Below are 14,439 nucleotides of genomic sequence, written 5' to 3' on the forward strand. Positions count from 1 at the left end.
TTTTGATTTAGCTTAAACTTATTTATTGTTGAAATATTTTCTTACTTAATCTATTCTACACTTTAAAAATATATAAGTACTTTGTGTTCTAAAGGTTTTACCTTATTTTACTCGTTGAAACATAGGATGACTTTCTTTAAATTGGATTAAATCCCATAAATTTCCGTATAGATCTTTGAATACAGCAACAATACCATATGATTGTTCTTTTGGTTCTCGAACGAATTCTATTCCTTTTTCTATCATTTCATTATAGTCTCTCCAAAAGTCATCTGTCCCAAGGAATAGAAAAACTCTTCCTCCTGCTTGATTCCCAATAAAAGATGTTTGTTCTGGTTTTGAAGCCCTTGCAAGTAATATTGTAGTTCCAGACGAACCAGGTGGGGATACTACTACCCATCGTTTATCTTGTTCTGGTTGATACGTGTCTTCAATTAACGTAAAATGAAGTTTTTTTGTGTAAAACTCAATAGCTTCATCATAATCTTGAACAACTAAAGCAATATGTACAACAGATTGTATCATTTTATTAACCCTTCTTTCTTTGATAAGCAAAAAGCCTTATACCCTATTTATTATAATGTTTATCTTTGCAAATCATTTCTGATATATCAATAATATATCAGAAATGATTAATTAAATATAAATTTATTTTTGTTTTTTATTGCACTAAACTGCACTGTTAGTATAAGAAAATGAATTATACGAAAAAGTAAAGGATTGAAGATGCAATAGACATCTACTTACGTACTTAAAATTCCTGCTTTTTTATTATCTCCCACCACTAACATTCATAATTTCTCCGAGGATATAATTTGAAGCATCGGAAGAAAGGAAGGCAATTACCTCTGCTATTTCCATAGGTGTAGCAGCCCGTTTAATAGGTACAGATGAAGCCATACGCTCGAGTCGATTATCACCAGGAGCAAATTTATCATGAAAAGGTGTTTCTACCATTCCAGGTGCTACCCCATTCACGATAATTCCATATTCAATTAGCTCTCTGGACATTCCAATCGTCATTGTATTTATCGCACCTTTAGCAGATGCATAATGAATACTTTCTCCTGCCCCGCCAATACGTGCAGCCGCAGAGGATACATTAATAATTTTTCCGCCTTTTTTCGGAATCATATGTCTTAATACAGCTTGGGAACATAAGAGAACACTATTTACATTTAATTTAAATGTTTCTTCCCATAGCTCTTCACTCAAATCCATAAATGTACTTTGGCGGATTCCACCCCCAGCGTTATTAACTAAAACGTCAATTGTGCCAAATGAAGAAATAGCTTGTTCAACCATTGAGTTCACTTCTTCTTTATTAATAACATTAGCTTGAATTGCAATGGCGTCTCCATCTTTTTCTTGAATACGTTGAACGGCTTCCATGGCACCCTTTACATTTGTATTATAATTAATAATTACTTTAGCCCCTTTAGATGCCATCAACTCGGCCGAGGCAAGCCCAATTCCTGAGCTTGCGCCTGTGATGAGAATAACTTTTCCTGATAAGTTATTCATAGCTTCCCTCCTAACAAAATGTTTTTAATTAGTAATTCTATATTTTATATCGTTAAACCTTTTGAGGAAGATTTTTATGTATGAGAACATGAGGCTTTTGTAGATTACTAATTGGCTTAATTCAGTGTTTCTTGTTGAGCTAACATGCCCCGTTAGCTCATTAAAAAAAGGAGCTGTCAAAACAGCAGAATGATCTTCAAGTAACCTCCCCCTATGACCATTTTCTAATCATAAATATTTCTAATTATAACTATCACTAATCTTTATTTCACTTAATGATTGAACTAATATAAAGTAAAGCAAAAGAGAAATACTGTGAAATACAAGGAGATGTAGTAGTTTGTCGCAACATTTATTTAAAATAATCATTCTTGCATTTGCTTCTGCCATTCAAGGAGCAGCTATGTCTATTTTCTTATTCCCTCATTACATTCCATCCGGTGGTGCTGCCGGAATAGGTGTGTTATTAAATTACACGTGGGATGTGCCATATGCAACGAGCATTTGGATATTAAATGCAGTGATGGTGATCGCAGCCTTCAAGTGGCTCGGAACAAGCAACGCAGTGTGGACGATGTTTTGTGTCGGCTCAGCTGCCTTCACTATCCATTTAATTTCTCCACACATTCATCATCCTATTGGAAATGTATGGATTGATTTAGTAATTGGAGCCTTTTTATTCGGTTTGAGTGTGGGAATTTTATTTAAAATGGGGGCTTCTTCAGGAGGAATGGATATTTTAGCTCTTATTATATCATCTTTTATAAAGCGACCTCCCGGAAGCATATTATTTTGGATTAATAGTTTGATATTACTTGTTGCCGGTGTCGTGATCGATTGGAAAGTGATCATGTATGCCCTGATTTGCCAATGGTTTGGAACAAGGCTGATTGATATCATTGGAAAGGGAAACTTTTCTATACCTGTACTAAAGAAATATTCTGGTGCAAAAACTTTGAGATAATTGGCAAGTAATCTCTAAATCTTGGTCATACTTATACTATTATCAAAACAGATACCCTGTTAATGGTGTAGCCCTGAAATAAAGTTTGATAAAAGAGCAAATAGAAAAGCGTGTTTTGAAAAAAAATTGATCAAAACACGCTTTTTTTACTCAACTGAAACTGACTGTCTATTACACTAAACTGCTCCGTTAGCAGCATAAAAAAGCTGACTTAACGACAGCCATTAATCTTAGTATTACATAATCCATTATTTTATGATTTATTTTGTATATCTTCATACCATTCCAGTGCTTTTAGTTCTTTATCTTTAACAAAATAATCTTTACCTTTTATGTACGATTCAATGTCATTAGGAAATTATTGTGCTAATTTTTCTTTTAATTCTCCATAATTCTTCAGTTCATCTGGGTGCGATTTTAAATAATCTCGAAAAGCCAGGTGCCTTCTTATTTCATAACTTCCAATCTGATAGATATGAACGTGATGAGAGCGATTGTCCCCGCCTTTTCGAAAGTATCTACGATTAACTATCCCGTATTCACCTTTCGGCACATAACCAATTTCTTGCATTTCTAAATTATATTTATCAACCTTGTTAATATCTTTAACAACAGGCATTATGTCGATTATTGGTTTAGCTTTTAACCCTGGCACAGAGGTACTACCTATGTGGTAAATTTCTATGATTTCATTGCCGAAAATAAGATTCAGCTTTTCAGCCTCTTCCGTAAACATTTGAATCCAATTCTCATTGAACGAACTTACTTCTACTTTTCGCAAATTTCCCCCTCCAAATCATTTTTTCAAATTTTATCACAATTGAATTAATAAATCCCGCACTGCCGAGGGGAGTATTTTAGCCAACATCGTGTTTCTTAACGATGCAAAACGCTCTTGAATGACCTATCAATAAACTGTTGAAATGTCTTCTAATTCATACTAGAATGACGTATATAGATAAAATCTATATTTAACAGTTAAATACAGTCATTTCACGATATGCTGCATCGTATGTACGAGATACGATAAAGCGATTTACAAAGAGTTGGCGCTCAGTTATGAAGTAAGTAAAATTACATTTATACATTTCCATACATTCTAAGTTGACATAACAACTGAAAAAGGCAGTAATGACTAAGGATAAACCCCTGTCATTACTGCCTTTTACATCATATAAAAATTATATTATATTTTCTTTTTGAGTTTGTCCTTTTTTCTTCCGTTAACAATGAATCGATCAATCTTATAAAAAATCCGTATGAATATACAAATTCATATGGATTTTTTTAGTTGACATATCATCTACTCTCTCTAGATCGAAGTTACATCACATCTCTTTTTTGCATGGTGTGGTACAAACTGGTTTAGTATTAACAGTTATTACCCCATCTGATGCTGCTTCTGCTGATGATGATGCTGCACCAGCTACTGAGGTAAATCCTACCGCTAATAAAGCTGTAAAAATAAGTGCTTTCACTTTTTTCAATATACTCACCCCCTCTTTTTACTGTATTATAACTTATTTGGAATATTACGACAATACAGAAGTAATTAAACTTACACTTTATGTATTTAATAAAAGTTCAACCAAAACAATAGTATAAAGCAGGACGAACAATATTATCATGGCACTATGAAAAAATTTTCTGATATATTAAAAAATAAGAGATACAGCTATCCAACAATAAAGGGATACAGCCAATATTTCGGCATAGAAAAAATTTGCGAAATATTGTAATACCACGTTTTATAAGCACTTTGAGGCGCATTGAAATACAAAAAGAGGGAGGGTAACCCATCTCGATTACACTCACGGCTCTAACAGGGAATATGTGTTAAACTAAAACGAAAGGTAATGTTACACAAAAGGTCCATTTTAAACTCAGGAATTTGTCCTTCCAATTTTCCATTATCCAACTGCAACGGCGTACAAATTGGTTCTGGCGCGACACCATTGACACGTACATCCTTAGAAACAAAGTACGAGGACAGAGATACCATAAAGTTACTTATCGCACCTTTTGTGGCGGCATAATCCATTAAAGATAAGGACAGATCGAAAGATTGAACCGATGTGGTGGTAATAATCGCACTTCCTGGTTCAAGATGTCATTTACTTTTTCCTTACAAAAGAAAAAACACCCTATGTAAGCGAGCAGACTAGTCCAATTTTGAAATGGATAGTTTGAACACATACATACAGTGTTTTAATTACCTCTATATAGTTGGTTGAGGTTATGAAAGATATTTAATGACGTTTTTTATGTTTAGACAACTTTTCATGCTTATGCTTGTAACGCCTCAATTGTTTGAGCTACTTGCTCTTCTGTTAAATTGTGACGCACGATATAGCGGTTGCTCGCATGCTTTGTACATTCGATTGTACAGCCACCTAAATGCTTTGCTTCATTTTCTTCAGATGCGATGATTTGCTTGTTACATTCAGGGTTTGCACAGTTAATGTAACGTTCACAAGGTTCAGCGTCATAGTGATCACGACCGATAATCACATGCTCTACTTGATTGACTGGCACCGTTAAACGCTCATCAAATACGTACATTTGACCGTCCCATAATTGGCCTTTCGCAACAGGGTCTTTTCCGTATGTTGCAACACCGCCATGTAATTGACCAACATCGCCAAAGCCTTCACGTTTCATCCAGCCCGAAAACTTCTCACAACGAATCCCACCTGTGCAATATGTTAAAACATTTTTCCCTTCGAATAGCTCGCGGTTTGCACGTACCCATTCCGGTGTATCACGGAAGTTTAGTACATCTGGTCGAATCGCACCACGAAAATGGCCGACATCGTATTCATACGTGTTACGCACATCTAATACTACTGTATTTTCATCTTGCATTTCAGCAAGGAATTGTTCTGGTGACAGGTAGCGACCTGTTAAGTCATGTGGGTTTACGTCTTCTTCTAAGCCTAAGTTTACTAACTCACGACGTGGGCGTACGTGCATTTTTTTGAATGCATGGCCATCTACCGCATCAATTTTGAAGACAATGCCTTCAAATAATGAGTCTGCTTGCATGTTTGCCATGTATTGCTCTGTTTGCTCAATCGTACCTGAAACAGTACCGTTAATGCCCTCATTGGCTACTAAAATACGACCTTTTAAACCGATTTCTTTACACATAGCTAAGTGCGTCGCCGAAAACTCAGCTGGATCTTCAATCTTCGTGTAATGGTAATATAATAAAACTTGATAATTCATTGTTTTCCACCTATCATTTCAATATTTGCAGGATATTCCTGATAGTGTCTTTTACGACTTATTAACCATAAAGGATAATCATTTAAAATGCTATCGGTAATTAGACTGAAATGGTTATAAATATTGTTTTTAAAGAATTTGTGAAGTGATTAGCGGACCTTTTTTATAAAGAAGTGTATTCCACATCCTGGCCCGATTGTGGAACATAAGTTAGATATCACTATTCAACTAAACTGCTCCGTTAGTTGAATAGCAACAATCTTTTCGAAAACACCCTAATAGTTTAAAGGGACTTTAGCCTTTCTAGCTCTAATTTAATCTAACCTTATGAATGTGATGTTAATGGAAATAAAGGTCGTTCTGTTCCGAAGTTTATCATCGGTCGAATAAACAACACATCGTCCTCAACGTCTATTACTTCAGATTCAGCATCTTTACAATCAGGGATAAAGTGAAAAATAATTCTTTTTATTTCTGAGGATGTAATGTAACTTAAAACCTCCTCTATATCAATTTTCTTACGACTAACAAAGTCAAAAAGATGTAATTCTCCATCCTCTTTTTCGAATAATACAATAACGTCTTCTTCTTCGATAAAATAAATTGAATTAGGAAATACAATAAGAAAATAGAACATAAGTAAACTTTCATTTTCTTTCACATCTAAAATTGACGACGCCGGAATCCTCTCCTTTGCGTACAATTTCAATAAAGATAAATTCTGGATATCTTCAATATCTAATTTACGGATCGCTGTATTTGATTTTTTCTTTAAATTATCCACATTTAAAAAATATCTACTTTCTTGTACTTTCGAAAACCCAAACTTCGGATAAAAGTCAAGGACTGTTTCATTCGCAAATAAATAGATGATTTCATATTGGTCCTGATATATATCAATGATATGATCCATTAATTTTCGTGCTAAGTCTTTATTTCGATAATTTGGATGTGTCATTACTGTACCAATTTGTATCGCTTTATACTCTTTACCGTTTACTAATACAGCCATTTTACTTATTGATGCATTGGCAATAATTTTATCTCCATCTATATATGAATAACATATATATTGATCGTTCCAGCATCCTTTTTCATACCATTTGCTAAAATCTAAATTAAAAACTAACTTTGCTAATTCATTGAAGCTTTCTCTATATTTTAGATTGTCCTTGTAATCATATACGAATTGATAATTTGTCATAATGACGCCTCATTTCTATATTTGGTTACTTCAAACAAGATTATTTAAAACATTGCTCCCTAACCTGCTTAAAAACATAAAAAAGACTATAAGAAGAAATTCTTCTCATAGTCAAATTTAAATTCAATATAAATCATTACGCCTCTCCGTAATTTTTGTTTGCACACAGATTAACATTGAAGCAGATACACATTGTTGCTACTGCCTTGGCTTCTGCACATATAAACTATGCGACCGGATTTTGCCTTTGACACCAGCTAGAGACTTATTGACAATATTGAATATTTGATTTGAAAAGATATGATGACTTCTAATCGATAATGAGCAAATGGGCAAACTAAAAAGAACTAAGGAATAACCTTAATTAGCCATATTGCACTATAAAATTCTGTAGAATTTCCATTAGCAATTAATAAGTTTCATCATAAACAATCAAACCCTCATTTCAACATTGTATTTATCACCACTATATATTTTTCTGGATACTTTTGTAAAGAGTATTTACTTATAGCTCTATAAATGTGGTTATTATGTATATGCCAATAGACCTTCAACAAGTCAAAGATCTATTAGCTGAATTGTTGGCATTTCTATTTACTGTTTTGGTGTATTTGCGGTAAGTGGATTACTGTTTGCAACTAATTGTACTGGTGTCGTACCCTGCTGATCAGACTGTGTCATTTCTTGTGCATTGTTTACCCCAAAGCGTTTCATTACACCAAAAATAGCCGCAGCACCTATAATTCCCAATGTTAAAAATCTCACTGATAAAATTCTCCTTTCTCATACTGAATATTCTAAAACAGCTTTAGTATTGGAATTCCTATGCGGTTTATACTGTGTTAAATATACGAGTTTTTCATTTAATTTACATATAAATGGTATGAATTTCGAATGGAGGTAGAACATGAATATATTTTTGCAACAGTAGAAGATATCCCACAAATAGAAAAATTATTTGTATTAGCAGAAAATATTTTCGCTATTAACTTGTATGACAAACATGGATTAAATGAAACGAGCCGTACTGTGCGCTTAGAACTTTAAAAATATGTATTAGAGCCTGCATTGAAAAAAAGCAGGCTTTTAAATTAGGTCAAATGTAAAACCACTAAACTCAATTAAATAAAATCTTTCCACATAAAATCAATACTTAAAATACCAATTGGAAGCTCGTTAGCTATATAGTTTTTTCCAACGGCCACTTTTGGTTTTCGGAAACATACAAGATTATTATAATAACCAAAAGCTCGGCAAATAGACGGACGTACCGAATGAATACCACATTGGTCATTTATTTCGTCATAAAAGATACAGGTTCCATAAAGACGTTGTTGATTTTGTAAATCTAAGCTCATCTTTTTAGGCATCGCTTTGATTTTCTTTTTTATTTTCTTTAACTCTTGTTCTGTAATTGGAACAGGCCCACAACACATCCCTCTACAGCCTTTACAGGGTAATTTTTCCATAAAACAATCATCTCCTAGAAAAAGCAAGTGTTATAATTCGTTTTTTGATTGGATTCTCTAGTTAATTAACCTAAATAAAGCAAAAAAATAGGATTCCCCTGGCCAGGAGAATCCTATTTTACACTTAAAATCAATAATTGTAAATTATAGCACAAATTAATTATTTTGTCAATTTTACACACTAAGAAATTTCTATTTTTTAACATCATATTTATTTAAAAAACCAATGATAACTTTATTAATTTTTTAAATTGTGTTTTTCCGATGGATGTATCCACAAAAGCTCTTTCAACTTCAAAATTATAAGAATTTAAATACTGCTTAGATGATTCAAAATTTCCAATCTACCTTTTTCACCATTAGAACCCTCCTGCAATAATTTTACAGGATTTGACTAATGTTTATAACACTTTATTTAAAATGTGTACTCCTCACCATCTTCCGGTACGAATACATGTGCAGCAATTCCTTTTTCATGTATAAAGCTTTTTAAATCTGCTCTTGATAATGCCCAATGGTTGACCGCTTCCATATGACTAACGATAATTTTCGAGTTTGCAGCCGCTTTATGAACTTCATAAATATCATCTTTACCCATTATGAGAGAGCCACCCTCCAAAAATTGATTGTCTCCCCCATTAACGACAATAATTTCTGGATGATTTTTTTTGAGCACTTCTTGTACTCCGTCATACCATACAGTATCTCCAGCAATATATAATTTTTTCTCGTTCGGATGGTTAAAGACAACTCCACATACTTGACCAATAAATTTTAAAACTTCTCCCCTGCCGTGTTGACCTTTTGTTTTGATTAATTGAATACCTTCAATTACAGTATCTTCTTGTAAAACTTCGACATTGAAAAAGCCAGCTTTTTTAACTTCATTGGCATCCTCTTCATTTTGCACAAACATTTTAAGATCTTTCGGTAGTATTTCTTTAGCGACTTCATCAAAATGATCTAAATGTAAATGAGTTACGATTACTGCATCGACATTAATGAGTTTGTCAATAGATGTTGGTAAATCAACTAATGGGTTATTTTGATCCTGTCTCACCGAATTTTGCACAGGAGGATATGCACCTTTATTTGCTAAAACTGGGTCAATTAAAAACCTTTTCCCTGCATATTCTATAACTAAAGTGGCATTGCGAATTTGTTGGATTTTCATATTTATAACTCCTTTTCTTTAAATTACATTTAGTTTATACTATGTCCAAATAGTAATTACATAGATAAAATCAAGTCTTTTATCAATTTGACTTGAATAATGAAAGGAGTTACAACATGTTAGATAGTACGGATCTGCGTATACTAGATGAGCTTTCTAAAAACAGTCGTATTACGATGAAGGAGTTGGGTGAGAAGGTTCATTTGACTGGGCAAGCGGCGTCAGCGAGGGTGTCAAGACTTGAAGATAATGGGGTCATCGAGAGCTATACTATTGATGTGAATCCTATAAAATTAGGTAGCAATGTCCATGCATTTATTAATATTTATACTAAAAGTCCGCACCATGAACCTTATCTGTCGTTTTTAAAAACACAGCAGCAATTTATTGTTAATAATTTTAAAATCAGTGGAGATAGCTGCTATCTTCTTGAATGCAGGTTTCCGTCAAACGAAGTATTAGATCAATTTTTAGTTGATTTAAATAAGCATGCAAACTATAAATTGTCTATTGTCATTAGTAAATAATGAGATACCAGGCTCGCTCCGTAGTAAGCCTGGTATTAATTCATATTGTTGTAATAAAGTTTTTTAATTCTCCACTTTCACATAAACACTACCAACTAATTTTCCATCAAGTTTCCACATGCCACTTGTTGGGAAAGTCATATTTGTTGGAGCATGGTTATCTGCTCCACTATTCGGTCCAAGTAACCTTAGCATCTGTAACCCATTCAAATTCTTTATGCGTTAATTGGTGAGTACCCTTTACACTAAAGAAATCTCCTGTTTTTACGCTTTCTCCCCAAAAGTGCCAGCCGTATTTTCCTGGTTTACTAGTAAATAATTTTCTTTCTTTAGTATGCGTAAATCCAATTAATTGTGGTTCACCGATTAGGCTTAAATTTTCAGAAGTAAGTACTCGCTTTCTTTCCACTCGTTTTCCTTTGCTAGAACTTCTCCAACATGTCTCGAACCATTATCCTCTGATTCTTTGAGAGCAACCTAGTAATACCAATCCACATATTGTGATGAAGCCTATAATTCTTTTCACCAATTTCCCCTTTTTAATGTCCAACGACTGTTTTCCATTTTTTGTTATATGATTTATCATTGTCTTTTCCGTTATATTCTAAGTGTAATTGCACAATCTAAAACGTAACTAAACAATAACGGAGGTTATAACAATGAAAAAATTCTTGTATATCGGAGCAATGGCAGCATTCTTACTAACTGCTTGTTCTTCTCATGACGAAGCTCCAGCAAGTGAACAAGCAGAAGCAAAAGAAAAAACAGTCAATGCTGAAACAAAAGAAAATCTTGAGAAAAGTTTTCTATATGAAGCAGAAGATCCGTTTACAGAATAGTTGAAGAGGACAGATAACTAATTAAAGTTATCTGTTCTTTATTGTGTACTTTTAAAATTTCAACAACTTGCGAATTATATAAGAACCAGACAAAAACGATCAATCTTATCATGTGGATTTTGATCAGTCATATGCGTATCTTATGCTCTTACGTACGGAAAGCGGATAGATCTTCGTATTCCACTATCGAAAATTCCGTGACATCCGCTGAAAAGTAGCTTAAATGCACTTTTATCTCTACACATATATAGGTGGGAGACATCTGTAACTATCATTGCTCAAACACATGTAGCTGACGCTTTACGCTACCAAAAAATGCTAAAAGAACTTTAAAACTGCACCTCCATTTAAAGAAGGTGCAGCTCATATTGAATGTCCTTATTTTACCTTCATTCAGGCTTAAATTTCTTTGATATTTCTTTCTTTTTAAGAACAACAAATGATATTACTGTCCCTTGGTTTAGGTCACTTTTTATTTGAAGTCCCTTACCGTAATGTTGTTTTAAACGAAGATCTGTATTAAGCAACCCAATTCCAGTTGTTGTCTCCGATCTTCTAACAAGTAAACGTTCCATCGTCGCATTATCCATTCCAATACCATCATCCGACACAGTTATCTCAATGTACGTGTCGTAATCTACAATGCGAATATGAATATTCCCACCATTTTCACGGGGCAAAATACCATGTTTCAAGGCATTTTCAATCAATGGTTGGATGATTAGTGATGGTATCAAGACGTTAGTCGAGACTTCCAAATCCCACGTTACATTTATCCGCTCCCCAAAACGTTCCTTATAAATATATAGATAGGATCGAACAAGATTTAGCTCATCCTCAATTGGAACAAGTTCATCAATATTTTGGAACTTAAATGACTCCCTTAAAAAATCACTCAGTGCTTCAAGTAACTTACTAGTTCGCTCGATATCAATGTCACTTAACGTAATAATGGCATTTAATGTGTTAAATAAAAAATGAGGCTGTATTTGTGCCTGAAGCCAAGCTGCCTCCATTCTAAGTCTTTCTTGTGCAGATTGTTTAACGTCAGTTAGAGCCTTTACCCTTGACCTTAACTCTAAAGCGTCCACAGGCTTAGTGACATAATCATTAGCACCAGATAAGAATCCATTTTTAATGTCTTGAGACTGACTTCTCGCCGTAAGAAGTAACACAGGAAGTTCTGTTATTGAAAATTGCTGACGAATTGTACGCACTAATTCATACCCAGACATATTCGGCATCATCACATCTGAAATAACCAAATCCCATTCTTGAGACATTAATTTTTCGAGGGCTTTACTACCACTTGTGACAGTTACTAAGTCGTATTTTTCTATTGAAAGTATTGTTTCGATCACTCTTAAGTTAACTGGATCATCATCGACGACCAAAATTTTAGGTCGATTTGCTTCAATGATTGAATGGTTCTCTGCCTGAGAATCGAATGTGTTTATAGAAGGCACTACCGTTAAATCTTCCTTCATACTCGATAGCAGCGCCACATTTTCTGTAGCATCTTGCTCATCAGTTGAGTCAGATATGGGTAAGGTAAATGTAAATTCTGACCCTTTTCCAACAGCTGAAATTGCCTGTAATGTTCCCCCATGTAGTTCAACTAAACGTTTACTAATACTGAGTCCTAGCCCAAATCCGCCTTCAATCATTGCCTTACTAAGGGTACCCTGCTCATACGGTTCAAAAATACGTTGAATGGTTTCCTCATCAATACCAATACCAGTATCCGAAATTACAATTTCCGCCATACCATTTTTCACATGACCTGAAATTTTCACTTCACCTTCGTTCGTGTATTTCACTGCATTATGAAGTAAGTTGAAAACAATTTGAATAGCTCTATTTTCATCAGCAACTACTTTTGGAAAATTTTCAGGAATTTGATTAACTAACTGAATCTGCTTTCCTTCATTCATAACATAAAGCATATCTAATACACCCGATACAATTGAGTGAATCGAAAAAGTTTGAAGCTTTAGTTTGGGGTTATTTTCTTTTAAGCTCATCACATCTAGTAAATCATTTAACATTAGTGACATACGTCGTCCTACAGACAGAACTGTTTCTAAATCCTTGACACTTTTGTCACTGAGCACTTGATTTTCCCTTTCCAAAACGGCTTTTGAAATGTTAAGGATGCCATGAAGTGGATTTCGTAATTCATGAGACGTATTGGCAAGGAATTCATCCTTTAACTTATCTGTCTTTTGGAGCTTAATAGCAAGTTCTTTCGTTTCCGAATGGACTTTAGCATATCCTTTAAACCATAAAATAGCCAAACAAGCCACTGTTAATACAAGATCAAATGGATACATGATCACTTTTATTCCAAAAATAAGAAGTAGACCATCCCAAATAAGATTATTACCAAATGCTAAAATGGCAAAAAGTAAAAAAATATTACTTTTAATCTCTTTAATAGATTCTCGAATTACTGTTAGGATCGTTATAACAATCGGGATCCCTAAAATAATTATGTAAATGCCTTGATTGATTACTATATAGCGAGTAGACAACACGATTGTCAACAATGATGCGATACCACAGAAAATACTAAACAAACGAATATATTTTCTCACATGTTGAGGTAACCAATGTTTTATGCATTGAAGCATTGAAAAGCCTATGCCGACCATAGAAAGATGAACTAATTTAAAAGCCCAGTCGTAACTAATCGGAAACCAATAAGATAATAATTTGTCATCGCTTCCTAATAGGAAATAAATCATACAGCTAATCGATAACATTGAAAAGTAAAGTAATCTTCTTTCTTCCATGTTTCCAACAAAAAATAAAATAATGGAATAGATAGCATGTAGTAAAAAAACAACTGCTACTAGTTGTTGCATATTGATCGACAATTGAGTTTCACGAGCTAATATATCTTCTTTTCCAAATTTAATGGAGCGAACAATTCCACCGTTACGAGGGTCCTTAAAGTTTGAAGCCTGAACAATAATGTCGATTTCTTTGTGACCGTTCGCTTCAAAAGAAGCAGTAATCGGAATATTCTTGGCAACTGTTTTTTCTGCATTTTCCCCTATTTGACCTGATTTTGCCAGCCGCCTACCATTTACATATATTTCTGAGGAACTTCGAACACTCGGAACTCGAATACTGTAAGTTATATTGTCTTCTGGATTAACGAGTAATTTTAAGCGATAAGTACCGTAACCATAAGGTGTTATCTCTCCCTCTTGTAAAGATGAGCTCCACCCTTTAGGAACCTGTATGTATTTAGCATTCTTCGAGGATTCTAATTGCTGTTCTTCACTAATCAACCATTTATAAGGATAAAATTCCCACTCTCCATCAAGTGTAACTGCATGACCGTCATTTATATCCCAATTTCTTAAATCCAATTGACCTTTTTCCGCATGTGGTTGATCTGTATTATTAAATACATGTAGCCATAAAATTCGTGAGCCTGTTAGAATTATTATAAACAAGCTAATGATGAGAGCAATTTTTTTCTTTTGCATTAAAAATAAT

At 33.9% G+C, this 14,439-nt stretch carries 14 protein-coding genes and 2 pseudogenes; 4 read left to right on the forward strand and 12 right to left on the reverse strand.

All coding sequences use genetic code 11. The features are described 5' to 3' along the window. Positions 1 to 102 precede the first annotated feature (102 nt). Positions 103 to 525 (reverse strand): VOC family protein, encoded by a 423-nt coding sequence (locus ACZ11_RS09085; protein WP_049665451.1) that lies wholly within the window; start codon positions 523 to 525, stop codon positions 103 to 105. A 246-nt stretch (positions 526 to 771) separates the two neighbouring features. Beyond that, complete coding sequence (locus ACZ11_RS09090) at positions 772 to 1,524, reverse strand: SDR family NAD(P)-dependent oxidoreductase (protein ID WP_049665453.1); 753 nt, start codon at positions 1,522 to 1,524, stop codon at positions 772 to 774. 340 nt (positions 1,525 to 1,864) lie between these two features. Here ACZ11_RS09090 and ACZ11_RS09095 point away from each other — a divergent pair, with 340 nt between their 5' ends. Beyond that, positions 1,865 to 2,488, forward strand: coding sequence for a YitT family protein (locus ACZ11_RS09095; protein WP_236690818.1), 624 nt, complete (start codon positions 1,865 to 1,867; stop codon positions 2,486 to 2,488). Between the two features lie 253 nt (positions 2,489 to 2,741). Here the strand turns inward: ACZ11_RS09095 and ACZ11_RS09100 are convergent. The 6 genes and pseudogenes from ACZ11_RS09100 to ACZ11_RS26270 all read right to left on the reverse strand — a co-directional run bounded on the left by ACZ11_RS09100 (position 2,742) and on the right by ACZ11_RS26270 (position 7,685). Then, a pseudogene (locus ACZ11_RS09100) lies at positions 2,742 to 3,269 on the reverse strand (GrpB family protein). 547 nt (positions 3,270 to 3,816) lie between these two features. Continuing rightward, a complete protein-coding gene (locus tag ACZ11_RS26265) occupies positions 3,817 to 3,975 on the reverse strand; it encodes a hypothetical protein (protein ID WP_161804452.1) in 159 nt (52 codons plus the stop codon). Between the two features lie 332 nt (positions 3,976 to 4,307). Then, positions 4,308 to 4,583: pseudogene (locus ACZ11_RS25135) on the reverse strand (SDR family NAD(P)-dependent oxidoreductase); the annotation flags it as partial. 191 nt (positions 4,584 to 4,774) lie between these two features. Beyond that, positions 4,775 to 5,716 (reverse strand): oxygen-dependent tRNA uridine(34) hydroxylase TrhO, encoded by a 942-nt coding sequence (gene trhO / locus ACZ11_RS09105; protein ID WP_049665454.1) that lies wholly within the window; start codon positions 5,714 to 5,716, stop codon positions 4,775 to 4,777. Positions 5,717 to 6,041: 325 nt separating this feature from the next. Beyond that, complete coding sequence (locus tag ACZ11_RS09110; protein WP_049665455.1) at positions 6,042 to 6,920, reverse strand: GNAT family N-acetyltransferase; 879 nt, start codon at positions 6,918 to 6,920, stop codon at positions 6,042 to 6,044. A gap of 594 nt (positions 6,921 to 7,514) precedes the next feature. Next, a complete protein-coding gene (locus tag ACZ11_RS26270; RefSeq protein ID WP_135811379.1) occupies positions 7,515 to 7,685 on the reverse strand; it encodes an FxsA family protein in 171 nt (56 codons plus the stop codon). A 129-nt stretch (positions 7,686 to 7,814) separates the two neighbouring features. Here ACZ11_RS26270 and ACZ11_RS26275 point away from each other — a divergent pair, with 129 nt between their 5' ends. After that, a complete protein-coding gene (locus ACZ11_RS26275; RefSeq protein WP_161804453.1) occupies positions 7,815 to 7,967 on the forward strand; it encodes a hypothetical protein in 153 nt (50 codons plus the stop codon). A gap of 74 nt (positions 7,968 to 8,041) precedes the next feature. Here the strand turns inward: ACZ11_RS26275 and ACZ11_RS09115 are convergent, their stop codons facing one another. Next, positions 8,042 to 8,389 carry a YkgJ family cysteine cluster protein gene (locus ACZ11_RS09115; RefSeq protein ID WP_049665456.1) on the reverse strand — a complete coding sequence of 116 codons (348 nt, stop codon included), beginning with the start codon at positions 8,387 to 8,389 and terminating at the stop codon, positions 8,042 to 8,044. 415 nt (positions 8,390 to 8,804) lie between these two features. Next, positions 8,805 to 9,563, reverse strand: a complete 759-nt coding sequence (locus ACZ11_RS09120; protein WP_049665458.1) for an MBL fold metallo-hydrolase — start codon at positions 9,561 to 9,563, stop codon at positions 8,805 to 8,807. Positions 9,564 to 9,679: 116 nt separating this feature from the next. Between ACZ11_RS09120 and ACZ11_RS09125 the strand changes: the two genes are divergently transcribed. Beyond that, positions 9,680 to 10,090, forward strand: coding sequence for an Lrp/AsnC family transcriptional regulator (locus ACZ11_RS09125; protein WP_049665459.1), 411 nt, complete (start codon positions 9,680 to 9,682; stop codon positions 10,088 to 10,090). Positions 10,091 to 10,259: 169 nt separating this feature from the next. Here ACZ11_RS09125 and ACZ11_RS09130 read toward each other — a convergent pair whose 3' ends face one another. After that, entirely contained in the window at positions 10,260 to 10,499 is a 240-nt protein-coding gene (locus tag ACZ11_RS09130) for a hypothetical protein (RefSeq protein WP_049665461.1), read from the reverse strand. A 250-nt stretch (positions 10,500 to 10,749) separates the two neighbouring features. Between ACZ11_RS09130 and ACZ11_RS09135 the strand changes: the two genes are divergently transcribed. Continuing rightward, complete coding sequence (locus tag ACZ11_RS09135; RefSeq protein WP_049665463.1) at positions 10,750 to 10,929, forward strand: hypothetical protein; 180 nt, start codon at positions 10,750 to 10,752, stop codon at positions 10,927 to 10,929. Positions 10,930 to 11,318: 389 nt separating this feature from the next. Here the strand turns inward: ACZ11_RS09135 and ACZ11_RS09140 are convergent, their stop codons facing one another. Then, positions 11,319 to 14,429, reverse strand: a complete 3,111-nt coding sequence (locus ACZ11_RS09140) for an ATP-binding protein (protein ID WP_049665465.1) — start codon at positions 14,427 to 14,429, stop codon at positions 11,319 to 11,321. Positions 14,430 to 14,439: the final 10 nt, after the last annotated feature.

Origin of the sequence: Lysinibacillus xylanilyticus (assembly GCF_001183605.1) — a bacterium.
Classification (GTDB): Bacteria; Bacillota; Bacilli; order Bacillales_A; family Planococcaceae; genus Lysinibacillus; species Lysinibacillus xylanilyticus.